This is a genomic window from Polymorphospora sp. NPDC050346 (assembly GCF_040655695.1).
Lineage (GTDB): Bacteria > Actinomycetota > Actinomycetes > Mycobacteriales > Micromonosporaceae > Polymorphospora > Polymorphospora lycopeni.
The window spans coordinates 1-22,164 of record NZ_JBFAKM010000062.1 but is presented as its reverse complement, the minus strand read 5'-3'; the positions used below and the strand labels follow the sequence as shown (position 1 = coordinate 22,164).

The following is a 22,164-nucleotide window of genomic DNA, read 5'->3' as shown; positions in this document are numbered from 1 at the left end:
GACACTGTGCCGGGCCGGCGGCGGATTACTCACCACGCTCGGCTGCGCTGTTGCTTCTCGGGGGAGGATGAGGCGCGATGCCCACTGACGTGTATCGGTCTGGGTTGTGGTCGGATGAGCCCCACAACGTTGACCTGCTGGCGTTCTCCGCCGTGGCGACGACCGTGATCGACGCGGTTCTGGACGAAACCCTGGACCCCCTGGCCATCGGCGTCTCCGGGTCGTGGGGCAGCGGAAAGACCACCGTCCTCAAACTCATCGAGAGCGGTCTCAGGGAGCGCAATCTCGGCCCCGAGAAGCAGATTCTGATTGTCAGCACCGACCCCTGGCGGTACGACCCCGCCGCTGGGGCCAAGGAGACCCTGATCGCTGAGATCCTCGCTGCGGTCATCGGGAAGCTGCACGAGTTGCGCACCGAGACCAGTGCCGGGGTTGCCCTTGAGCAGGCCAAGAAGCTCGTCAAGCGGGTGAACTGGGCCAAGGCGTTGAGGTTGGGCGCTACCACCAGCATTGGCTTGCAGGTGCCCAATCCTGCAGACCTGGTGAATCTGGTCGCCGAGCCTCCCAGCGACGGGGACGAGCCCGGCACGCCGCGTGGTCTCGACCAGTTCCGGACCGAGTTCGGCACGCTCATGGCATCCGACGCTCTCTCTGGGGTGGAACGCGTGGTCGTCTTGGTGGACGACCTCGACCGGTGCCTGCAGGAGACGGTCATTGAAACCCTTGAGGCGATTCGCCTGTTCCTAGCGGTGCCGAAGATGGCGTTCGTCATCGCCGCCGACGAGGATCGGGTCGCCGACGCGATCCGGGGGCGTTTCCCGGACAGTCCCAGTCGGGATCCGGCCGTCGAGTTCGGTCCGGAGGAACCGGCCAGTCTCTACCTGCACAAGATCGTGCAGACGACCGTGCCGATTCCAGCGCTGAGCAGGTTCGACACCGAGGCGTACCTGGTCCTGCTCCAGTTGTCGCACTACCTGGACCGTCAGGATCTGGACTGCTACACCCGGCACTGCGACGAGCAGCGGCGCGTGGGCGGCAATCTCGACGATCTCGGCGCCGCGGTCAGGGACCGCGACATCACCAAGGAGATGGCGTTCGCGTCCCGGCTGACCCCGATCCTGTACGAGAAGCTGCGCGGCAACCCACGCCGGATCAAGCGTTTCCTCAACGACCTGCGGGTGCGTCAGTCGGTGGCCAGGCACCGCGGGATCACCCTGGACGAGGACGTCGTCGCGAAGCTCATGGTCCTGGAGAAGCTGATCAAGGACGGGTTCACGAAAGTTCTGGACTGGCTGGCCAAGGGCGACCTGCGAGACCAGATCCGCGCCCTGGAAAAGGCCGCCGGCCGGCCGATCAGCGACCCGCCGCCGCCTTCCGGCCAGGAAGGTGCCACGGCAACGGCGTCGGCGGGTGCCCCGGAGGCGGAGTTCGACGACGACCTGCTGCGGTGGGCCAAGCTTCCACCCGCGCTGGCCGGCGACGACCTTGCCCCGTACCTGTATCTGGCCGCATCGTTCACCGGTAAGCCGCTGTTCGACACCGGTCTGCCGAGCCGGCTGCGCGACCTGGCCGCGAACCTGGTGTCCCGCTCACGGACCGAGCAGAAGTCCGTGACCGACGAGGATCTCGACGCGCTCGGCGTCGCCGACGCCACCCTGCTGGTCAAGTACCTCGCCCGGGTCGGCAGGGACCAGCCCAGCAACCAGCTCACCGTGGTCACCGCCATCCTGCGGCTCGTCGGCCGGCGCCCACAGCTTGCCGGCCCAGCCAACGACGCGTTGAAGACGGTGCCCGTCGGCGACCTGAAACCTGCCACGGTCGTCGCGTTCCAGCGGGACGTTGAGGTCTTCACCCCGGTGCTGCGGCAGTGGCGTGGCACGGCGACAGACACCCGGGTGAAGGCAGCGTTCACCCTCCTACCAGGGCTCGCGGCGTAACGGGTGGGTACCAAAGGGTCCTACACCGGCGGGGGCGGCAAGGCGGGCAAAGACCTGCGCGACGCCGTCTCGAAGTGGGCCGACAGCGCCGCCGCGGCAGGTAACAACCAGCCCCGACCGCCGCTGCCGCCGTCCGCGCTGCGGCCTGCCCTGCGGCTGTTCGGCGGCGGCTCGGACGGCCCTGGTGGTGGTGGTGGTGGTGGTGGAGCCGGTGGCGGTGGCGGGGGTGGGGGAGGTGCCCAGCGCACCGTGGCGGCGTCAGCGCGCGCGGCAAGTCGGGCCGCGGCCGCCGCATACGGCCTGCGCACCGGCAACGCCCAGGCATTGGCCGACCTCGGACTCGACTACGACGCGCTGCGCGCCAACCAGGATCCCCTGCAGGTCACCAAAGCCATCGTCGACGCGGCCTGCGGCCCCCTGGCGGACGGCACGATCGAGGACCATGAGCAGAGGCTGGTGGCCGCCGAGATCGCCGGCTGGATCCTGGACGCTCACTCCGGCGGGAGCGTCCCAACCCCCGACGAGATCGTCCGCGAGACCATCGCGCTGATCGTCTTCGAGGCCGCCTGCACCGAGACCGCCGCCCGCCTGCAGCAGGGCGACCCGTCCGCGGCGGCGATGCTGGCCGCCGAGGAGGAGATGCGTGCCACCGCCCGAGTGCTGGCCGGAAACGCCGAGCTCAGTATCACCGGGGCGACCGAACAGGAGCTGAACACGGCCATCGAGAAGGGCATCGAATCGCTGCGCGTGATCTGGGGTGACGCATGACCACCTTCACGATGAAATTCCAGTTCCCCGAGCAGCTGACGCCGGCACAAGCCCGGTCAACGTTCTACTGGACGCCGCACGACACCGGCTCCTTCACCACCCGGCTGCGTCCCCGGCTCGGTCTGTTCGGCCCGGTCAAACCCGCCAACGCCGACCTTGTCCGGCTGGCCGTGCTCGTCTACGCCGCCGACCGGTCGGTGGCCCGTCGAGCTAACGGCGCCAGCTGGTCACGCCGCGACCTGCACCTGGACGTGCCCGTCACGGAACCGGCGCCCTGGCAGGCCACCCAGGCCCGCTGGGAGGCGCTGCTGGGTTTCCTGTCCGGAGACTCTTGGTCGCTGGCCTTCCGCCGCGCCCGGCTGCCCGCCGAGCCGGTCTCCCCGTACCGCTACCCGGGCGCCGAACGGGTGGTGCTGCTCAGCGGCGGCGCCGACTCCGCTGTCGGTGCCCTGCTCAGCCAGCACGAGCTCGGCAGCCGCCGACAGTTGCTGTTCTCCCATGTCGGAGCGACCAACATCGCCCCGCTGCAACGCGACATCGCCACCCGCATCACCGCGCTGACCGGCGCCGCCGACCTGCCACACCAGCAGCTCCGCTTCAGCCGCAACTCGAAACAGCCGGGCGGCCACCCGTTCCCGGACGAGCGATCCACCCGGACCCGCTCGCTGCTGTTCCTCGCGCTGGGGCTGGCCCTGGCGTCCATCGAGGAAATCGACCTGCACATCCCGGAGAACGGCTTCGCCTCCCTGAATCTGCCGCTGAGCGCCGACCAACGCGGCAGCGTGTCCACCCGCACCACCCACCCGTACTTCCTGGACGAACTCAGCCAGGTTGCCGCCGCCAGTGAAGCGCACGCTCCCGTGACCAACCCCCTAGCCGCCATGACCAAGGGCGAGATGTTCACCCGCACCGGAGAACTGATCGGCGCCCACGCCGCCTCCGAATTCCTCTCGAGCACCCACTCCTGCGGCCACACCGGACACCGCAGCCACGGCTATCCGGTCATGTCGCACTGCGGCGTCTGCTTCGGCTGCCTGCTGCGACGCGCCTCCTTCAGCGCCAGCGGCATCACCGACCGAACCACCTACCTGAACGAGACCGGCGACCCGAACCTGGCCGTCTACCTGCGGAACAATTCAATGGAGACAGCGCTGCGGGGCTTCCTGACCCGCGGCGTACGGCCCGCCGACCTGCTGAGCCTCACCCTGCCGGAGCACTACCCCCTGGCCGCCGCGAAAGCCCTGATCGAGCGGGGCACGCACGAGCTGGAAACCCTCATCCGATGACCGCCCGGCTGCCCGCCCTCGACATGCACGCCCACCTCGACCCCGCCATCGACTCGGCCGACCTCATCACCCTGCCCGGCGTCGTATTCGCGGCCAGCCGCACCCTCGCCGAGTCCGACACCGCGCTGCGGCGCCGTGACCCGCGCGTCATCTGGGGTGCCGGCTGCCACCCCGGCCTCGCCCGCAACCACAGCAGCTTCGACCCCGAACAGTTCGAACAACTCGTGTCACAGACGCCGTACGTCAGCGAAATCGGCCTCGACGGTGGCAAGGCCAACCTGCCCCGTCAGACCGCTACCCTCGACGCCATCCTGGAGATCCTGCAGCAGCATCCGCGCCTGACCAGCATCCACTCGACCGGCGCCCACGACGAGGTCCTGGCCGCGCTGACCCGCCGGCCCATCCGCGGCGCGATCCTGCATTGGTGGCTCGGCACACCGGACCAGACCCGCCGCGCCGTCGACCTCGGCTGCTACTTCTCGATGAACCACAGCGCCACCCGACGCCTCACCACCATCGGCCAGATCCCCCGCGAACGGATTCTGCCCGAGACCGACCACCCGTTCGGCGACCGCTCAGCCCCACAACCCCGGCTGCCGGGCAACACCGCCAGCGTCGAAACCGCCATCGCCGCGCACTACCACATCACCCCCGCCCAGCTACGCACAGTGACCTGGCAAAACCTGAGCCGGCTGGTCTCCGAGACCGGCTGCTCCACATTGCTGAACCGAACCCTGATCACCCATCTCGCCGCCGTGGGATGACGTCCGCCGTACGCGGACTCGACACCCACGGCACCACCCTCACCGCCGGACAACTGGTCATCCTCACCACCGACGGCGTGCACGACCACACCAGTCACGACGTCCTGACCAACCTGATCCACACCCACGACCCACAAGCCCTGGCCGACGCTCTCGTCACCGCCGCGCGGCCGGACCCGACCGGCTACCGCGACGACGCCACCGCGATCGTCATCGCGCCGGGCGGTCAGCAGCGGACCCACCAGCAGTAGTCCGGGTGCGGTAGCGGCAAGCACCGCCTGCCCACGGCTCGTCGTGGCCACGGTAACCCGATCTCGCCCCCACCGGGCCGGTGAAGGCGGCGTTTCCAGGGGATTGGCGGCGCAGGTGATGGTCGAGCAGGTACAGGTCAGGCAGGCGGGCAGGCTGAGTACCGCCGATCACGGCTGGGGTCGTTGCCCACGGCGGCGGTGTTCGCGGATCACGGCGGTGAACTGGCCGGCGCAGGTACGGACGTCGGCGACTCCGTTGGTGTCGGGAGGCAGGTAGGGCCGTCCGCCGCCGGTAGTGAAGCCCTCCTCGCTGGTCTCCGGCCCAGACGGCGGCATTGGCGTCGAGAGTGCCGCAGCGGCCTCGGCGTCAGAGTACGGCTTGTAGCCGCTCGCGGAGCGCGTCGAGCCGGTGAACGGCCTGACGCATCCGGTCGGCCTCGACGGCGAGTTCGGCGCGCAGCTTCACGTCATCGACCAGTAGACTCATCGGCTCACCACCCTGGCCGCTCAGGGTGTTGGCCATCCACCTCAGCACACCGGCCTGTCCGACGAGCGTCACGAGCAGATTGCGCTGCTCCACTCCCTGCAGGGCCATGCCGTACGCGTCGAGGGGGAGGGTGTCATCGGGCAGCCCGAGCCCGTCAACGACGACCGTGTTTAGCCGAACCCCGACCCGCCACGCCTCGGCGGTGCTGCTCTCGCCGGGCGCCTTAGCGGCGTCGAACACGAGCGTGGCCATCGTGGTAAACTGGCCGTTCTCGATGCCGTCTGCGAGCCTGACATCGACCCGTGGGGTCTCGTCGATAAGCACGGGGGTGCCGGCGGGTAGCCGGGCCATCCACGCAGCCAGTTCCCCGGCGGTGCCGCACTCGACGCGACGGCCACCGAGCGCGGCCTCGGCCGCGGCGAATGCCTCCTGCAGATCGTCGGGTGGTTCTTCCATTTCGATATCGACACTCATGTCAGCATGCTTCCCTTTTGTCGGGTCAAGTGGGTTAAGTGCGTCGGTCGGCGGGATGAGGCGCCAGATCGCCTCTGCGGCTGCACCCATCCGCATGAGCGCCTCCTCGGCTGCGGGATCCCCCCTCGACTATCGCGTGGGTTCGGCCGTCGACCTCAATGCCGGTGCGTCGACACCCGGAACCGCTGGACCGTTGGTGATGCCGCCGGCATCACCTGGAAGTCAGCGCGAGTGGGCCCGCGGCGAATACCTGCGGCTTTCCGCATCCTGGTCGGGAGACCCAGGTGAGGCCGGGTCATCGCGTGACAGCATCGCGTCGTACTCCGCAGCCCAGGAATCGAGGTCTCCTACGAGTTCGGGCGGGGATCGGCAGGCTGGACGGTGCGATATCGGCGTGGGGGACCGCCCCATCCCAGAGCGGACGCGAGTTGTAGTCGGCCCCGAGCGTGGGCGTATGCACCTGCACCTCCGGTGAGCACTGGCGTGCCGACCGCCAACAGTCGTGGTCCGCCGGTGGTCCGGCCGAGAAGAGGTCGCGGCCTCACGGGAGGCGGTGCCCACGAGAACATGTAACCGCCGAAGCATAGCGTCCTTTGTGGTCAGCCGGTGACCGGGCCGCCCCTGGCCTCGCGTAGGCCCGGGGCCTCGTGGATTCAGGGGCTCCGGCTCGGGCAGGCGGCAACGCCGGTTGTCCGGATCCGGCGTCCCTGGGGAGCGGACGCGCGTCGGGTGAGCCGGGGTGGGTCCCTGTCGCTGCCCGCTCGGCGTCACAAGGCCGGCCGAGGGGCCCCGCCGCGCGCCCTTCATCTCTTTGGGATAAAGGGCGCCGCGTTCGTGAATCTTCATCCGGCGCCGTTTTCGCTGTCCAAGAAGCTGGGGCAGGATTCCCGGGCCGAGGCGGCGGCCGGGCCGGGCGTCCGAGAGCATCGCGAGGCGGGGGATTGTCGTACGCGTGGCCGTACGATGTGGATCCGTACAGGAGATCCGCAGGGCTGGCCGGTCGGCGTGTCATCACACGAGGCGAGGACCACTGGGCCGTAGGGTCGATCGTGCGGTATCAGCACCAGCTTTCGAGTGCGTGTTTCCTACTGGATCCCTTTTCGGGGCCCGGCGCCGGGGTCCCGACCGGTGACCCAGGAAGGAAAACATGCAGCCGGAAGACGACGATGATCCGAAGGTTCACCAGCCTCCGCCTGTGCCGCTCGCGGTGCGGGTGCGGCAGGTCGCGGTTCCCGTGTTGGAACTGGTCGCCCTTGTGGCGGCCCAGAACCAGCGCGAGGACCTCGGCTGGTGGGCCGCGGTCCTCGCGGTACTGATCAGGGCGGTGGCTGATTGGAGTAGAAGGCCGACAAGCCACTGAGCCCGCTGGAGGGGGCGAGAATTGGCGTTCTCGCCTCCTCCGTTTTCGTGGTACCTGTGAACCATATCTTCAGAGAATAAATTTCTGTACCGGCACGCCGTACCCATGTTGTTGACGTTTCGTGTCCTCCCACGACGACCTACGACGTTCGGTGTGAGGTAGTGGACGGGTGTCGTCTCCGCTGGTGGGGTGGGTTCAGCACCCTGCGACGAGGGCTCGGCGCTCGTACGGCGGCCCGGTCATGCATGTCCTACCGATGGCGGGTCCGCCAGTCTCCCGGCGCTCGCCCTTGGTGCCCGCTGGCGAGCGGTCGGCGATGCCGGCGGCACCAAGCCCCGGGACAGCTGGCCGCCAGGGTCGGTCGGGCGCTGCGGTGCGTCGGGATGCCGGCGGCATCGCCCGTGGATCCTGGCTACCCGTCCGGTGACCGCTCTGCCGCACTCTACGGATGGCGGAGTCGCGGAGTCGGACGGGATGGCGGCGACGAACTTCTGCCAGGCGCCGAGGCGGGTTCGGGGTGTCGGTGACCACCGAGCCGGCCGGCGAGATTCCCGCTCCAGATGTTCGCCGGCCCGGGCCTTCGTCCCGTCGCCGTGGAGACGGGGGCTCGTGCTCGGGCGGCAACGCCGGTTGTCCGGGGCTACGGGTCGGGGGAGTGGACGTGCGGCGGGCGGGCCGGGCGGGGTGCTTGTCGCTGCCCGGTCGGCGTCGGGCTGGCCGGCTACGGCGTGCCGGCGGGCGATGGTGCGAGCAACGCGGCCAGGGCAGATGCCAGCGCGTCGGGCTCGGGCCGGCAGGGCTCTCCGGATGCCCGGATGCGGCGGGTGGGCTGGGCGGTCCTTGTCGCCGCCGTTCGTCCCACGAGCATCGGGCCGGCTACGGCGTGTCGGGGGGATGAGGCAACGTGACCGGGGGCGGCCGTCGGCGGGCTTGTCGCCAGTGCCCTTCGCGAAGGACTCTCGGAACGGCCCGCAGAGGCCAGTGCCCTACCTCTGCGGGCTGATGGCGACGCCGGTCAGGGTGCCGGAGAGACCGTCGGGGAAGGCGTCGAGGTGGGAGAAGCCGGCGGTGCGGTGACGGGCACCGCGGTGACCGCGTCGATGCCGTCCACGTCCGGTTTCGGCTTGAGTTCGCCGGTCATGCAGCTCTTGACGTATGCCTCCTCCACCTGGGCACGCCACTCTGGCGACACGCCAGTGTCGTAGTCGTGCGGCAGATCCGGATCGAGCAGGTCAAAACCGATCTTGCATGCCTCGACGGCCGGCTCCGTGTCCTGCTCGTAGAGCTTGATCCGGTAATCGATCCCCTTCTGGGCGATCTCGTCCAGGAACGCCATGCGCTCGTCGTACGGCGCCGCGCATCCAGCAACGGCCAGTACCAACAGAACCGCGCCACCCGCGGCCACTCTCCGCAATCCCATGGCCGCATATGGTAGAGGCCCACCGCACCGGCTCGTGCCCCCGATCCACTGTGTACCGAGATCCGGGAGACCGAAATCCGTTCAGGGGTCACCGGGTGCCCCGCGCAGCTGCCGCACGACGGAGAACAAGGCGTCACGGGTTCGGGCCGGGGGTTGCAAGGGCTCGGCGTCGATCGGGGTCCCTGTGCCTCCGGGCGAGCGCCTACCGGGTCGGGTGCCGGTCGGGGTCCGCGCGGCGGAGGTACGGGCGGACAGACATGGTCCCGCCGCACGCGGGCCACGACACCGTCTGTCGGCGGACCATACCAGTCCAGTGTGGCCGGTGCGCGTCGGCGTGGCGAGCAGTGGCGACGGGAGTCCGCGTCCCAGAGGTGCGAGAGTGCTGGTTCCGCCGTCGAGGTGGGCAGCCCGGCCCACAGCGAAGACCGGGCCGAGCCGAGTCCTAGATCTCGGCTGGGCTGGTGACGTGGTGCAACCCGGTGACGTCGCGCGAGTCCGGCAGCGCAGCCATGACCGCGGCGTGCAGGTCCGCGGTGGCGCACTCGATCTCCCAGTTGCCGTCGATCGCCCGAACGACGATGTCGGGCCGGTGGGCGGTGGCGGGGACGACCTCCTGGAGCAGGTGGGCGTACCCGCGCAGCTCGCCGTCGATAATCTGCCCGTCAGGAAACGCCGCGAGGATCAGGTCGCGGGTGGATACCCGGGGTCGCTGTGCCAGCGCCTCGATCGCCGCTCCCTCCGGGCCGGGTGCGGCCTCGTCGATCCGCAACTCCCACGACGCGTCAGCGGTGATCCTGCCGAGCGCAGCCAGCAGCTCCGCCAAGCCGACGTAGTGACCGTCACGCCAGCCGCTCAAGCCGATGTGCACGCGGACCACCATCCTCTGATGTACCAGCCTCGGCGCCACGACCCCCGGCGGCGCGCACCCAGGTTACCGGCGAAGGCGTCGATACGATGGCCGGCCGCCCTCCCGCCCCACACGGAAGTGGCCCCGCGTAAGCGAGGCCACCACGGGAGGCGTCCCGCCTGCAAGCTGCCAGCGGTGGGCGGAGGCGCTCCTAAACCGGGGGGACACGCATGGTAAGCCCTGCAAGGCATGATGTGGTGTCCGATGTCCCGCGACCATCTTGGCACAGCGCGCGGCGAGTGGCGTGACCGCTCCGTCGGGCGCGGACCGACGACGGTCGCGACGGATGGCCCCGCGTCCTGCTCGTCGAGGAACGCCATACGCTCGCCGTACGGCAAGGGTCCGACCGAAAATCGGGCGTCAGGATCGCCCTGCTACACGCCGTACGCAACGCGTACGGCGTGTATCGCGGCGGGTGGACCGGGCCGGCGGTCACTGGCCGACGAGCACCATGCAGTGCGCGCCCGTGCCGGTGTTCTCGGCGACCTTGACCCCGTCGACGTGGATGGTGCAGGTGGTCTGCGGCGTGGTTGGCCGCCCCGGCTGGTTGCGCATGAACTCGCGCAGCTCCGGCCGGCCCATCAGCTCGGCCACCCGCGCCGGCGGGCTCTCCATGACGACCCGGTGCTCCCAGGCCGGCAGCGAGATCCGTTGGTCGATCCGGTTGCCGTTGTCGCGGTAGTGGAACTCGATTCCCCAAAGCGCACCGTCGCCGTGCAGCGTCAGCGCGTAGTCGATGGTGTGTGTCACCTTCTCCTCCCGGATCAGTCCGCACCCGGCGAGCAGCAGGACGGCGGTGACAAGCGCGATGGCACGGCGCACGGTTTCCTCCCCCCCCGATCAACCTGCCCGGTAGCCTATGGCCTGCTCGCCCGGCACCCGGTACGCGTTCGGGTCCGTCGACCTGGTTCTCGCGTGGGTGCGTCGGGTGCACCAGCCGCCGCGAGCCCGATCCGGAGCCGGTGCGTCCGTCCACGCTGCCGTCACTGCCGGAGCGACCCACGGAGGCCGCGGGGTGCCGGAGTGGGCGGACCCGGACGCCTCGTTCGGGCCGGGCAGGTGATGCCGGCGGCATCGGCCGCCGGGACCGGATGAGACGGACCCGACTTTGACCAGCCGCGACTACGATTCCCCAGGTCACGGCCAGTCTGGACGGTGGTCGTCCGGCCGATGTGGCGGGACGCGCTGCTGTCGTCACCCCGGGCGCCGTTGGTCGGCTACGATGGATCCAGCACGGACTTCCTCGTGCGCTGACCGGCGGACTCATCGGCTCGTCAGCGAGCGGGGATATTCGCGTCGCACCAGTCCTCTTGCGGGTCAGGCGCGTGCTCCACTCGTACCCACCCCTCTCGATCTCCTCGGAGATGAGGCGGGGAGCCCTCTCCGCCCCTCCGGGGGTCACAAGAGAGGAGTACGGGTTTGCAACCGCAAGATCAAGGAGAGGATCGGGATCCGCCTCGGCCGGCCTCGGTCGACCAGAGGTTGATCCGCCGCCAGATGGCGGTCCTCGCGTTGGAGCTGGCCTCCCTGTTAGCAGGTTCAGGCCAGCACGAGGACTTCGCCACCGTTCTGGCGGTGGCGAAGTTCCTCGTGGTGCTGGGGCATACCGCGGCTGATTGGTTTGGACGCCGAGACCGCTGATGCTCCAAGGGCGCAGGTGCGCGGGAAGTTGAGGCTTCCCCCACCTGCGTTCCTACTTTCTACTTCACAGCCATACTAGCGAAGTTCCAGTCGTCATCCCAACTGGTTGTACTTTCGTCATCCCAACTGGTTCTACTTTTCTTCGTCACATCGCTTGCTCTAGCTCTACGCCTACAGGTTGGCTCCAGATTTTGGTCATGTCTTCCCGCTTGACATCCCACTCATCATCTCGATGAACCTTGTCCGTCGCAGGTATCGGTTGTAGGTCAGCGGTGCTGGTCGGCGCCGACCGCGGCACGGATGGCGGCCGCGAGCTGGTCGACGGCCTCGGTGACGGCGGTGATGTCGGGGTGGCCCTGCTCGATGTAGGGCTGCCCGTCGTCGGCGAGGATGCCCCAGACGGCCTGGCACACCACGCTGTCGGCCAGCAGCAGCTGCCTCCACGCCAGCGCGACGGGCTTGGGCGCGAGGATCCGCATCCGGGTGTTGATCTCGTGTACGGTCTGCTCGTCCTCCGGCGGGTAGGGATCCCAGACGCGGCCCCGGTGCAAGGGCTCGATGGTGAGCATGTTCATCGTGGCCTCGCGTTGGCGGGCGTAGTTGGTGGCGTCGAAGTAGAGCACCATCCGCAGGTCACGTAGCGCCGTGGCGGCTTCCTGCCGGCCGGTTAGCCGGGCGGTCAGCCACACCCCGCCGAGAGCGCCGCCCACGCCGGCGAGGCCGACAAGGATCGTGGCGGCGACCGCGAGGGCGGCGATGGTCTGTTCGGTGGTCACGGTGCCGCCTCGGTGGTGTCGGAGTCGTCGCGGCCGACGGCCTGTAGTTCGCGGTGCAGGGTGGCGACGCGGGCAAGGGCAGCGGCGATCTCCGGGTCGTCGTTGCGGCCGCGGCGGTAGATGTCCAGGAGGTGCCACAGGTTGGCGGCGGTCGTCACCAGCTCGGCGGTGCTGATCTCTGGCTTGGCCAGGTCGCGGGCGAGGGTGTCGAGTTCGGACGCGGATCCGGCGACGGCGGGTGCGATGCGGTGGCGCAGGGCGAGCAGGCCGGCGATCGTGGCGAGGTAGCGGTCGCGGTTGGCGACCATCCACCGGCGCAGGTGGATGCGGTAGCCGGCGGCGGGCCAGCGGGTGCGTGCCTTGCGGCGGTCGACGTCGAAGGCGGCGCCGATGGCGGGGTAGCCGGCGCCGAGGGCGGCGGCGGTGTTGATCAGGTCCGCCTGGCGCTCGGCGAGTTGGCGGCTGAGGGAGCCGACGGCGCGGGCGGCGACGAGGTGGCGGTGCGCCCGGGCCGCCTCGGTGCTCGGTCGCGGTTCGGCGTCGAGCAGTTGCGGGATGGACTCGTCGACGCGGCGGCTGATCTCGGTTGCCCAGGGGATGCCGATCGTCTCCCACTCGGGCAGGGGAGTGGTCCCGGGTGCGGGGCGGACCGGGTTCCGGGTCTTCGGAGGTCTGTTGTTCGGACATCACGCCAGCCTACGGTTTGACGCGATTAGGTGTCCGGACGCACCTCTGACGTGTCCTCGCGTCTGTCGGTTCTCGTTGAAGGTGATCCGAGGCGTCCTGCCTGACCAGGAACGGATCAGCTTCGGTGAGAAGGTCAGGCGCCTGTCTTCCCAGCGATTCCGATCCTTTCCGGTCTGCTGGCGCCCCTGTGTCAAAGGGACAAGGGGGCCGCGTTTGCGGGCCAACGTGCAGTCGTAGCCGTCGTGGCGGTGCGGCTTGGCTTCGCACCGGTACAGCGGGCGGGTAAAGCGGGGACGAGACGCCAGCACACCACGTTTTCGGTGAAGGTGCGGCCCGGGTGGCGCGGCGTTAGTCGTTTTCGTGGTGGAGGGCGGCTTCGACGCGGGTGGTGTGCGGTGAGTTGATGCGCTGGTAGATGGTCAGGGCGTCACGTAGGTATGCGTGACCTTCGTCGTGGTGTCCCTGTCGGAGTGCGCAGTGGCCGATGCCTTCGAGGGCGCGTGCTTCATGGGCGGGTGTGTGGATGCGGCGGGCAATGTCGAGCGCGGCGGTGAACTGGTGGTGGGCGGTGTCGGGCGTGGTGGCGAGGAGTAGCTGGCCGATGTGGTTGAGGGTTTCGGCTTCGCCGTCGGCGTCACCGACGTCGCGGAAGAGGTCGAGGGACTGCTGAAGGGTGTCGGCCGCCGTCGTCGGGTCACCGGTCGCGTCCTGGACGACGCCGAAGGCCTGCAGGGCGTTGGCCTGGCCGTGTCGGTCGCCGATCTGCTGGAACAGGTGGAGGGCCTGTCGAGCGCTGTCGGCCGCCCCCGCCCAGTCGCCGGCCAGGTACTGCGCGGGGGCGAGGGCGTTCAGGGCGTCGGCCTGGCCGTGTCGGTCGCCGATCTGCTGGAACAGGTGGAGGGCCTGTCGTGCGCTGGTGGCCGCCCCCGCCCAGTCGCCGGCCAGGCGCTGCGCGCGGGCGAGGGCGTTCAGGGCGTCGGCCTGGCCGAGACGGTCGCCGATCTGCTGGAACAGGTGGAGGGCCTGTCGAGCGGTGTCGGCCGCCCCCGCCCAGTCGCCGGCCAGGCGCTGCGCGCGGGCGAGAGTGTTCAGGGCGGTGGCCTGGCCGAGACGGTCGCCGATCTGCCGGTAGAGGTCGAGGGCCTGTCGAGCGCTGTCGGCCGCCCCCGCCCAGTCGCCGGTCAGGCGTTGTAGGTGGGCGAGGTTGTTCAGGGTGTGGGCTTGTGCGGGTTGGTTGTGGGTGTGTCGGGCTGTGGTGAGGGCGGTGTGGTGGAGGTTGTGGGCGAGGTCCCAGGGGCCGTGGGTGCGGAGGTGGCCGTAGAGGGCGTTGGGGATTCCGATCGCTGCGGGGCGGTGGGTGGTCGCGGCCTGGGTGGTGGCGGCGACGAGGTTGGGTTGTTCGCGGGCCAGCCAGTCGGTGGCCCGGTCGGGATCGGTGATGGCGGGGGCGTGTTCGGGCGCCGGCCGGGTGGGGTTGGTGAGCGGGGTGTGGTGGGGCAGGTGGCTGGCGGCGATGGTGGCGGTGTGCAGGTAGTAGTCGAGGAGCCGGTCGCGGGCGGTGTTCTGTTCTGTTTCGGGGTCGGTGGTAGTGAGGGTGTGGGCGTATTCGGCGATGAGGTCGTGGAAGCGGTAGCGGCCGTGGTGGGGTTCGGTGATCAGATTGTGTTCCAGGAGGTTCGCCAGACCGCGGCGGGCCTGGTCGGGGTTGGTGTTGTCGAGGGCTGCGGCGGCGTAGCGGTCGATGTCGGGGCCGGGGTGCAAGCCGAGGCGTCGGAACAGGCGTCGCCGGTCGGGGGGTAGGTCGTGGTAGGACAGGTCGAACGCGGCGGCGACGGCGAGGTCGCCGCTGGCGAGTTCGGCAAGCCCGTCGCGGGCTTCAGCCAGATCGTCGGCGATGTCGGTCACGGTCCACGACTGATGGTTGTGCAGGCGGGCGGCGGTCAGGGTGATCGCCAGCGGCAGGTATCCGCACAGGCGGATGATCCGGTCGACGGCCTCGGGCTCGTGCAGGGCACGGCGTCCGACGCGTTCGGTGAACAGTTGTGCGGCCTGGTCGGGTGGGAGGGTGTCCAGGGTCAGGATGGTGGCGGCGGGCAGGGTGGTCAGTTTCCGGCGGCTGGTGATCAGGACCAAGCTGCCGGGCGCGGCGGGTAGCAGGGGCGTGATGTGGTTGGCGTCGGCGGCGTCGTCGAGGACGAGCAGGAGTTTCCTGTCGGCCATCCGGTGCCGCCACAGCCCCGCCCGGGCGTCGAGGCCGGTCGGGATCTGCTCGGCGGGAACGCCGTCGGCCTGCAGCAGGATCTCCAACGCCATCGCGGGTTCGACACGGGCCTGACCGGGCGCGTGCGCCCGCAGGGCTACGAATCGTTGCCCGTCGGGGAAGCGGGCGGCGAGGTGGTGGGCGGCGTGGACGGCCAGGGCGGTCTTGCCGATACCGGGCATCCCGTCGACGGCGTGGATGGCGATCGTGCGTACCGTGCCGTCGGCTTCGGTGACGGCGGCCAGCAGCCGGGCGAGTTCGTCGTGGCGGCCGACGAAACCGGGCACGTCCGCAGGCAGGGTCCGCTCGGCCCTCGGCGGCGCCGCCGGCACCGGCTGGTGGACGTGCACCCCACCGTGCAGCACCCCCGCCTGCAGCACCGGCCCGACCACCACACCCGACACCTCGTTGCCGACACCCACCCCCAACAGCGGAACGCCGGCGGGCTCACCGTGCCCCTCCCCGGCCGGGGAGGTAGTGGTCACGGGGCGCCCGTGCCGGTGGCGGGCCCGGCCGGTGGCGGGACCGGTGCGGGTGGGCCGAAGGTGATCGGTCCGGAGATTGTGTGGGTCTGGATGACCGGGCCGTGCACCTGCGCCTGGCCGCTGACCGTGTTCGTCACACTGGTCCCGGCCGGCTGTCCGGTCAGCGGGCCGGCGTCGTGTAGCCAGGTACGCAGCCAGGCCGCGACCTGCTCGTCCGTCGCGGCGCCGTGTTCGAGGAGTCGGCCGAGCACCTCGCCGTGCACGACCTGACCGGGGTGGCTGGCCAGCGCCTGGGCCGCCGTGTCGGCGTCAGAGCCGCGCCCGAACCGGTTGCGGACGAACGAGGTGAGGGATTCCCATGCCTGCCTGCCGGCTTCACCGGCGGCTCCATTGGCCAGCGGTACCAGTGTCGCGGCCAGGATCCCGGCCGTGATCGGATCCATCGTCACCCCCGTAGCAGCGCGTATCGATGCCTTGCATCTACCGTAGTGGCCGCCGCAATGCCTTGTCCCGCCCCAAAAATCACGACCGACGTTCACCGGCCGTGGGGCGGCGGCCGCTGTGCCGGTCTGTGACCGGCGTCCGGCTGTTGCTGGCCAGGGTCCGGTAGATCGTGCGGTCGGGCTCGGCGGCGTTGCGCCAGAACCATCCGTGCATGTTCGGGGTGTTGGCCCAGCGGAACAGTGGGTGGGAGGTACGGAGTAGCTGTGCGGGGGCGGGGTGGTCGAGGCAGTAGGCGGCGGCCAGGAGGAACTGCATGGCCGAGGGCGCCCCGGCTGCTCGGGTCGGAGTGTGCAGCAGCGAGGGGGTTGCGGTGAACAGGGCGGTGAGCGCGATCGTTTCCGGGTATCGGATGACGTTGTCGGGGACGTCGGGCAGGTGTTGGCTTCGGGCCTGCCAGCGGGCGTCGATGTGCTCGGGCTTGTACTTTCCGCTCCGCCAGCGGCCGGTGATGTCGGCGGCGGCGGTGTACGCCTCGTCGATGGTGTGCCGGTGACGCCGGCGCAGGATCTTGTACCGGTGGTGGGCGGCGAGGATCTCGGGGGCCGGGGTGAGGGGCTGTTCGCGGCCGCGTTCGGACTGGTAGGGCACCAGCGTTCGGGCGTGTTGGACGCAGAACGGCGGCTGCCGTGTGCCGATCCGGACGATCGCCGGGATGTCGAGGCCGCGGCGGGCGGCGCAATGGGAGCAGGGGCGTACCAGGGTGCGGTCGGTGGTGCGTAGTGGGATCCAGGCGCGTACCGGTGTCGGGTCCGGGCCGGGGATGAGGCGGGTGCCCGACGCCGTCCGCAGCGTGGCTTCGGGGTATCCGCTGAGGGCGGCGAGTCGTGCCAGTGCCGCCCTGTTGAGCGCGAGGTCGTGGGTGTCGATCTGTTCGAGGTTCTTGTCCGGGTGGGTGGAGATGTGACGGACGAGCAGGACGCGCTCGACCACGGTTGAGCAGCACCAGCCGGCGGCCGGTGTTGACGATCTGGTCGACCGTCGGAGTGGCCACCACGATCAGCCGGGCATGATGCCCGACGCGGGACTCGTCGTACGCGTCCCGCTGCACCGGATCGAGCGCGGCCAGACCGGCGTCCGGCAGCAACTCGACCCGTGACGGCTGCTGGTCGACGAACGCCGACCAGCCCTCCTTCGTCGTCGGCGGCTCATGGACCGGCGGATCGACCAGGTCCGCCCCAGCGGCGGTCACCGGTAGCGCCGTTCGTCGCCGGCCTCGAACACCCCGAACGGGATCACCTTCGCCAACGGCACCTCGCCGTCCGCCTCTGGGTTCTCGTCGACCGGATCGGCCGCGGCGGCGGGCAGCACCGGGCGGTCCGCGGCGCGGGTCCGGGCGGCCACCCACCGCTGGCGGGCGTCCCCGGCCGGGCCGGCGCCGGCCCGGGTGAGCAGATCGTCCAGGGCTCGGGTGACAGCGGTCTCGTCGGTGTCGTCACCGCCCCGGCCGGCGACGATCTGCCGGGCAGCGCGCCAGGTGAAGTCAGCGAACGGCTGACCGATCATCGGTAGGTGGGTCCATGCGGCGGTGATCCAGCCGCCGGCGCGGTGGTCCCGGACGAACACGTGCGACAGGTCGTAGGGGTCGTAGTGGACCTCCCACTGCTTGCCCTTGCCGGCCACGCCGGAGGACTCGTGCCGGTAGCGGCCCAGGTCAGGGCTGTCGTAGTGCCGGTAGTCGATCTGGATGCCGTGATCGCCGATCGTGCGCCACTGCACCGGCAGCAGCTCCAGGTAGTCGGTGCCGGTCAGCGGCAGGGTGACGTAGCCGGCCGCGGCGATCGCGGCGGCGAACATCTCGTTGGGCGACAGCACCCGGGCGCCGACGTCCGGATCGCGCAGACCCTCGTGAGGGCGCGGCTGCCACCCGGCCACGATCCACTCGTCGAGCAGCTCCTGCAGTTGCGGCAGCGACCACACCGCCTCGGTGGCCGCCGCCGTGCCCCGGCGGGTGACGTTCGGCCCGACATAGCCGGCCACGTGCTGACAGAACAGGGTACGGATCGAGCCGAACGTCCGCTCGACGTGGCCCTTGTCCGTCGGTGTACCCGGCCGGGCCGGCTCGACGGAGATCCCGAGCCGGGCACAGGCCCGCACGAACGTCTCGGACACGAACACCGCGCCACGGTCGGTCACGATGGTCTCCGGGACGATGACCGGCCGGGCCGCGGCGTGCTCCAGCCGCGCGTCCAAGTCCAGCAATCGCCGGTAGGGGATACGCGAACGCGCCATCGCCAGCGCGTCCGCCCATCCGGGCCGCATCGGCTCCGGGACCAACGCCTTCGCCAGCAGCAGCGCCGCGTCAACTGCCTTGGTGCCCTGCGGACGCAGCACCGCCGCGCAGATCGAGCGGGTCGCGACGTCCAGTACCACGGTCAGCTCCAGCCGGCCCGCCACCCCGTCGTCCAGCAACGCCATCACATCCAACGGCGACGTGTCGATCTGCACCAGCTCTCCCGGGCGCACCGCCACCGTACGGGTGAACGGCCGCGCCGGCCGATTCGCCTGGCTACGGCGAGTGGTCGCCTCGCCGAAAGTGTGCCGGCCGGCGTCCATCGCGGCGACCAGGCGGTAGAACGTCGCCGACGACGGTATCGGCACCACACCCGGCCCGTGCTCGACGGCCAACACCTGCTCCACCCTGCGCCGTAGCCGTGACCGGGTGCCGGTCGACTGCCCGGTCTCGGCGTTCATCGCAGCCTCGACCGCCGCCACCACCCGGTCGTCGACCCGGCCGTAGGAGGACACCGACCGGGTGGCCCGCTGGTCGACCAGGCCCCACAGCCCCTCCGCCCGGTAGCGCAGCCGCATCCGCTTGACCGTCACCGCGCTGGTCGGCTGCCCCGCCGCAGTCAACTCGGCAGCCTTGGCCGCCTCCCGCTCCGCCACCGTGTGTAGGGCCGGATCGTAAGGCTCGCGCGGCCGGGCACCGGCCGGCGAGTCCGGCGGCAACCCCGTCTGCACCTCCACCACATGCCGCTCCCACTGACGGGCCCGCTGCCGCACCATCGCCGGCAGCGCATCAACCAGCCCCACCGGATCCAGGCGTGACGGCGCGGCACCAGCCTCCAGCAACTCAAACCCCCGGCGAGGCCAACACATGGGCCAGCAACAACACCTGCACGGCGCCGACGTCGACCAGACGTACCCGGTTGCCCTGCAAGCCGCCGACCGTCCACGGGCGCCCCTCGAACAGCAGCCGGTCGCCGACCCGAAGCACCGCCCGGCCGACGTCGCTCACCGGCCAACCGCCGACACGATCGACAGCTCCGACAACGGCACCGCCAGATCGGCACGCAGCCGACCGCACCACAGCAGGTGAAACACCGTCGGCAGGCTGGCCAACGGATCGCCCAGCAACATCGCACCGTCCATCAACGGCGTCGGCTCGGCGAACACCGCAGGCGCCGCCGCGTCCACCGCCGGACGCAGACAGCGCGGATGCCGGTACCCGGCCAACCACCGCACGTTCGCCATCACCACCGGATCCGGCTCGTGCACCAACCGGTACTCCCAACCAACCTCCGCACAGGCCCGCCCGGTCGCCTCGAACACAACGGCGTCGCGGGGCCGTACCCGCGGCGACGGCCGGACATCGACCACCACGCCGGTGCCGTCCGCCAGCCGTACGAAGAAGTCCGGCGCGTGCGAACGCCGCCGACCCGCCTCATCCCACAACAGCCAGAACGGCTGCGAACCCATTCCCACCACCGACGGGTCAAAGTCCAGCAGCGTCAGGTGATCGCGTTCCAACCACGACTCGAAGCCCACATGCCCGCCGATCGTCGCGGACCACCACAAGCCCGTGTTGTTGCGCTGCCCCCGGTACGTCGGAAACGACCGGACCGGCGACGCCAGCTCGAACGCCACCCCGGCCGCCGCGTCCAGGTTCTCCCGCAACTCCCGCCCATCCGCTCCGACGTACCCCACGACGAACCCGGACAAGGAGCCCGGCGCCGAACCACGAAGCACCGCCAGACCGTCCAAGCCCCACCCCACCTCGTCGATCCAAGCTGACCAAGGCTATCGATGCCATGAGCACAACCCGCCGCCGGGCGCGGATCAGATTCAGTGAGAACGGATCAGATACGGATCAGTTTCAGTGAGAGGCGGATCAACTTCACTGAGAACCCACAGCGTCCGTCTGAGCTAGGTCCGGGAAGGGGGTCTTTCCGGACCTTACTCATCAGTTACCGGCCGCCCCCGGTGCCCCGAACCACCCACGGCCAGCCATCATGGCCCCGTGCCTGGTTCCTGTGGGTGACTGTTTCGTCCGGGGTGATGATGACAGTGCGGGGTGCCACGATGGACATCCCCGAATCTGCTTGTTGTGGGCTCTGGTTCCGGCATGCCCTCACCGCGTACTGATGCCGCCGGCATCACCCCCGACCCGACGCCGGACACCGACCCGCGCGGTGCCGGTCTGCCCCCGGTACTGCGGGTGCGGGCCGGTGGGCTCGTGGCGGCGCAGGTGTGCAAGCGGCCGTGCCCGCCCTGCCCGTGGCGGCGGGACAACGCCGGCCGGCGCCGGTACGGCAACCTGCCCGACTACGCCGCCGGCACCATCCCCGGCCGGGACGGGGTCGGCGAGCCCGTCGACGGCGACGATCCCGCCGCGCCGTTCGGGGTCCTGTTCGCCTGCCACGACATCCCCGCCGACAACCCGCACCTGTGCGCGGGGCACCTCGCGCTGTACGGCCGAGATCACCCCCTGGTCCGGTACGGCATCGCGCTGGGCGTGATCGACCCGGCCGTCCTCGAACCGCAGCCCGAGTGGCCGGAACTGTTCGACTCCTACGAGGAGATGCTGGCCTCGGTCGGCCCGGACGCCCCGCTGCCGCCGGGCACCCGGGCGGTGCCGCGATGACCGACACCATGCCTGGCACCGCCGCCCGGCCGGTCACCGTCGACGGCCGCCGCCGCCTGGCCCTGCCGTCTCCGCTGGCCGATGCCGCCGGCATCACCCCCGGCCGGGCCGTCGTCCTGGCCGGCGACCGCCCCGGAGAGGTGCGTGTGGTCACCCCGGCCGCCGCGCTGGCCAGGCTGCGCGCCGACATCGCCGCCGCCCTGCCCGACGTCGACCGTCCACTGAGCACCGCCGTGGCCGCCGAGCCGGGCCGGGCGCCGGCCTGGGCACCGACCGGCACCAGCGTGCTGCCCGAGGAGGGGCAGCTGGTCACCGACGCCGCGCCCCTGGCCGCGTTGCTCGACGGCGACCCGGACGCCGACGCGGTCGCCGACCTGCTGCCCCGGCTGGTCGTGACCGAGTCCGCCGTGGCGGTGCTGTTCGGCGCCGCGCTGCGTGCCGGCCTGACCGTGGCCGGCACGCCGGGCCGGCTCGACGGCTACCAGCCGATCATGGACACCCTGGAAGCGCTCGGGTTGACCGTCGCCGACCACCGGCACGAGTGGACCGCGGTCCATATCCTCGACTACGCGATGCAGCGGGCGGGCGTGGCCGGCGTGGGGGAGCGGTCCGCGCTGGTACTCGCCACCCACCTCGGCGTGCCCGCGCTGCTCGGCCGGCCGGCCGGCGAACTGCCCGGCGAGGTCACCGCCACCGTCGTCGACTACCGCGACCTGACCGTGGTCGCCGAGCCGACGAACTGACCCCGCCAGCGTCCGCACCCCCACGGTGATGCCGCCGGCATCACCGCCGCGCGCCGCCACCACACCACCCGACTGGAGCACAGCATGACAACCGAGCCCAGCCCGCTGCGGGACAACGGCCCATACGACAGCCACGTGCGGGCCCGGACGCAGTACGCCGCCGTGTCGCACGGGATACCCACGCCCACCTCCGGCCATCTCGCGTCGGTCAGCGCTCTCGTCCTGGTCGAGGCCCTGATGCTCACGGGCGTCGAAACGAGCCCGTTTGAGGACGAGGAACGCGACAGCATCGCCCGGACGCTCGACCCCGTGACCGTGCAGGTCATCGCTGGCTGGATCATGCGTGCCCGCGTCGGGCCCGGGATACCCGGGGCGGAGGCGTCCTCGCCGGATCAGCAGTAGCGACCATCGCGCGCCCCGTGCAGGGCCGCCGCCCGCCGTCGACCGTCCGCCCGAGAGGTCGCAGGGCCCTGGACGTGCCGTAGCTCTCCCCGGCCTACGCCGACGCTCCGCCGATCACACGGTAAAAGCGGTAGCAGTGACTGATAGG

22 protein-coding genes are annotated in these 22,164 nt (G+C 70.6%); 9 read left to right on the top strand and 13 right to left on the bottom strand.

Features of this window, described 5'->3' with window-relative positions; all coding sequences use genetic code 11:
• The first annotated feature begins 77 nt into the window (after positions 1–77).
• The 5 genes from AB0I42_RS35275 to AB0I42_RS35255 all read left to right on the top strand — a co-directional run bounded on the left by AB0I42_RS35275 (position 78) and on the right by AB0I42_RS35255 (position 5,006).
• The gene (locus AB0I42_RS35275) at positions 78–1,937 is read left to right on the top strand and encodes a P-loop NTPase fold protein (RefSeq protein ID WP_357544116.1); all 1,860 of its coding nucleotides are present in this window, start codon (positions 78–80) and stop codon (positions 1,935–1,937) included.
• A 249-nt stretch (positions 1,938–2,186) separates the two neighbouring features.
• Entirely contained in the window at positions 2,187–2,705 is a 519-nt protein-coding gene (locus tag AB0I42_RS35270; protein ID WP_357544115.1) for a hypothetical protein, read from the top strand.
• Complete coding sequence (locus AB0I42_RS35265; RefSeq protein WP_357544114.1) at positions 2,702–3,991, top strand: hypothetical protein; 1,290 nt, start codon at positions 2,702–2,704, stop codon at positions 3,989–3,991. Before AB0I42_RS35270 ends, AB0I42_RS35265 begins: the two co-directional genes overlap by 4 nt.
• On the top strand, positions 3,988–4,755 hold the full coding sequence (locus tag AB0I42_RS35260; protein ID WP_357544113.1) for a TatD family hydrolase: 768 nt from the start codon (positions 3,988–3,990) through the stop codon (positions 4,753–4,755). Before AB0I42_RS35265 ends, AB0I42_RS35260 begins: the two co-directional genes overlap by 4 nt.
• Positions 4,752–5,006, top strand: a complete 255-nt coding sequence (locus AB0I42_RS35255) for a SpoIIE family protein phosphatase (RefSeq protein WP_357544112.1) — start codon at positions 4,752–4,754, stop codon at positions 5,004–5,006. The genes AB0I42_RS35260 and AB0I42_RS35255 overlap by 4 nt, the downstream gene beginning before the upstream one ends.
• A 168-nt stretch (positions 5,007–5,174) precedes the next feature.
• Here AB0I42_RS35255 and AB0I42_RS35250 read toward each other — a convergent pair whose 3' ends face one another.
• Both AB0I42_RS35250 and AB0I42_RS35245 read right to left on the bottom strand, forming a co-directional pair.
• On the bottom strand, positions 5,175–5,342 hold the full coding sequence (locus tag AB0I42_RS35250; RefSeq protein WP_357544111.1) for a hypothetical protein: 168 nt from the start codon (positions 5,340–5,342) through the stop codon (positions 5,175–5,177).
• A 31-nt stretch (positions 5,343–5,373) separates the two neighbouring features.
• Positions 5,374–5,967 (bottom strand): hypothetical protein, encoded by a 594-nt coding sequence (locus tag AB0I42_RS35245; RefSeq protein WP_357544110.1) that lies wholly within the window; start codon positions 5,965–5,967, stop codon positions 5,374–5,376.
• Positions 5,968–7,114: 1,147 nt separating this feature from the next.
• Between AB0I42_RS35245 and AB0I42_RS35240 the strand changes: the two genes are divergently transcribed.
• A complete protein-coding gene (locus AB0I42_RS35240) occupies positions 7,115–7,327 on the top strand; it encodes a hypothetical protein (RefSeq protein ID WP_357544109.1) in 213 nt (70 codons plus the stop codon).
• A gap of 1,015 nt (positions 7,328–8,342) precedes the next feature.
• Here AB0I42_RS35240 and AB0I42_RS35235 read toward each other — a convergent pair.
• The 11 genes from AB0I42_RS35235 to AB0I42_RS35185 all read right to left on the bottom strand — a co-directional run bounded on the left by AB0I42_RS35235 (position 8,343) and on the right by AB0I42_RS35185 (position 19,934).
• On the bottom strand, positions 8,343–8,747 hold the full coding sequence (locus AB0I42_RS35235) for a hypothetical protein (protein WP_357544108.1): 405 nt from the start codon (positions 8,745–8,747) through the stop codon (positions 8,343–8,345).
• 442 nt (positions 8,748–9,189) lie between these two features.
• Complete coding sequence (locus AB0I42_RS35230; protein WP_357544107.1) at positions 9,190–9,615, bottom strand: hypothetical protein; 426 nt, start codon at positions 9,613–9,615, stop codon at positions 9,190–9,192.
• 471 nt (positions 9,616–10,086) lie between these two features.
• Positions 10,087–10,476: a hypothetical protein gene (locus tag AB0I42_RS35225; RefSeq protein WP_357544106.1), complete on the bottom strand. Its 390-nt coding sequence runs from the start codon at positions 10,474–10,476 to the stop codon at positions 10,087–10,089.
• 1,085 nt (positions 10,477–11,561) lie between these two features.
• Entirely contained in the window at positions 11,562–12,071 is a 510-nt protein-coding gene (locus tag AB0I42_RS35220; RefSeq protein WP_357544105.1) for a hypothetical protein, read from the bottom strand.
• Entirely contained in the window at positions 12,068–12,379 is a 312-nt protein-coding gene (locus AB0I42_RS35215) for a hypothetical protein (RefSeq protein WP_357544104.1), read from the bottom strand. The genes AB0I42_RS35220 and AB0I42_RS35215 overlap by 4 nt, the downstream gene beginning before the upstream one ends.
• A 727-nt stretch (positions 12,380–13,106) precedes the next feature.
• Positions 13,107–15,503, bottom strand: a complete 2,397-nt coding sequence (locus AB0I42_RS35210) for a tetratricopeptide repeat protein (RefSeq protein ID WP_357544103.1) — start codon at positions 15,501–15,503, stop codon at positions 13,107–13,109.
• Positions 15,500–15,946: a hypothetical protein gene (locus tag AB0I42_RS35205; RefSeq protein WP_357544102.1), complete on the bottom strand. Its 447-nt coding sequence runs from the start codon at positions 15,944–15,946 to the stop codon at positions 15,500–15,502. The genes AB0I42_RS35210 and AB0I42_RS35205 overlap by 4 nt, the downstream gene beginning before the upstream one ends.
• Before the next feature lie 79 nt (positions 15,947–16,025).
• Entirely contained in the window at positions 16,026–16,937 is a 912-nt protein-coding gene (locus tag AB0I42_RS35200; protein WP_357544101.1) for a hypothetical protein, read from the bottom strand.
• A 255-nt stretch (positions 16,938–17,192) separates the two neighbouring features.
• Positions 17,193–19,040 (bottom strand): Mu transposase C-terminal domain-containing protein, encoded by a 1,848-nt coding sequence (locus AB0I42_RS35195; RefSeq protein WP_357544100.1) that lies wholly within the window; start codon positions 19,038–19,040, stop codon positions 17,193–17,195.
• A gap of 40 nt (positions 19,041–19,080) precedes the next feature.
• Entirely contained in the window at positions 19,081–19,245 is a 165-nt protein-coding gene (locus tag AB0I42_RS35190) for a hypothetical protein (protein WP_357544098.1), read from the bottom strand.
• Positions 19,242–19,934, bottom strand: coding sequence for a TnsA-like heteromeric transposase endonuclease subunit (locus AB0I42_RS35185; protein ID WP_357544097.1), 693 nt, complete (start codon positions 19,932–19,934; stop codon positions 19,242–19,244). Before AB0I42_RS35185 ends, AB0I42_RS35190 begins: the two co-directional genes overlap by 4 nt.
• A 418-nt stretch (positions 19,935–20,352) precedes the next feature.
• Between AB0I42_RS35185 and AB0I42_RS35180 the strand changes: the two genes are divergently transcribed.
• The 3 genes from AB0I42_RS35180 (at position 20,353) to AB0I42_RS35170 (ending at position 22,016) form a co-directional block, all read left to right on the top strand.
• Positions 20,353–20,871 (top strand): DUF6283 family protein, encoded by a 519-nt coding sequence (locus tag AB0I42_RS35180; RefSeq protein ID WP_357544096.1) that lies wholly within the window; start codon positions 20,353–20,355, stop codon positions 20,869–20,871.
• Complete coding sequence (locus AB0I42_RS35175; RefSeq protein ID WP_357544095.1) at positions 20,868–21,614, top strand: hypothetical protein; 747 nt, start codon at positions 20,868–20,870, stop codon at positions 21,612–21,614. The genes AB0I42_RS35180 and AB0I42_RS35175 overlap by 4 nt, the downstream gene beginning before the upstream one ends.
• 84 nt (positions 21,615–21,698) lie before the next feature.
• Positions 21,699–22,016 carry a hypothetical protein gene (locus tag AB0I42_RS35170; RefSeq protein ID WP_357544094.1) on the top strand — a complete coding sequence of 106 codons (318 nt, stop codon included), beginning with the start codon at positions 21,699–21,701 and terminating at the stop codon, positions 22,014–22,016.
• The last annotated feature ends 148 nt before the right edge of the window (positions 22,017–22,164 follow it).

Coding starts and splice junctions, on each gene's coding strand:
- AB0I42_RS35275 (WP_357544116.1), top strand. CDS start 78: ATGCCCACTGACGTGTATCGGTCTGGGTTGTGGTCGGATGAGCCCCAC.
- AB0I42_RS35265 (WP_357544114.1), top strand. CDS start 2,702: ATGACCACCTTCACGATGAAATTCCAGTTCCCCGAGCAGCTGACGCCG.
- AB0I42_RS35260 (WP_357544113.1), top strand. CDS start 3,988: ATGACCGCCCGGCTGCCCGCCCTCGACATGCACGCCCACCTCGACCCC.
- AB0I42_RS35255 (WP_357544112.1), top strand. CDS start 4,752: ATGACGTCCGCCGTACGCGGACTCGACACCCACGGCACCACCCTCACC.
- AB0I42_RS35250 (WP_357544111.1), bottom strand. CDS start 5,342: ATGCCGCCGTCTGGGCCGGAGACCAGCGAGGAGGGCTTCACTACCGGC.
- AB0I42_RS35245 (WP_357544110.1), bottom strand. CDS start 5,967: ATGAGTGTCGATATCGAAATGGAAGAACCACCCGACGATCTGCAGGAG.
- AB0I42_RS35240 (WP_357544109.1), top strand. CDS start 7,115: ATGCAGCCGGAAGACGACGATGATCCGAAGGTTCACCAGCCTCCGCCT.
- AB0I42_RS35235 (WP_357544108.1), bottom strand. CDS start 8,747: ATGGGATTGCGGAGAGTGGCCGCGGGTGGCGCGGTTCTGTTGGTACTG.
- AB0I42_RS35215 (WP_357544104.1), bottom strand. CDS start 12,379: ATGGTCGCCAACCGCGACCGCTACCTCGCCACGATCGCCGGCCTGCTC.
- AB0I42_RS35205 (WP_357544102.1), bottom strand. CDS start 15,946: ATGGATCCGATCACGGCCGGGATCCTGGCCGCGACACTGGTACCGCTG.
- AB0I42_RS35180 (WP_357544096.1), top strand. CDS start 20,353: ATGCCCTCACCGCGTACTGATGCCGCCGGCATCACCCCCGACCCGACG.
- AB0I42_RS35175 (WP_357544095.1), top strand. CDS start 20,868: ATGACCGACACCATGCCTGGCACCGCCGCCCGGCCGGTCACCGTCGAC.
- AB0I42_RS35170 (WP_357544094.1), top strand. CDS start 21,699: ATGACAACCGAGCCCAGCCCGCTGCGGGACAACGGCCCATACGACAGC.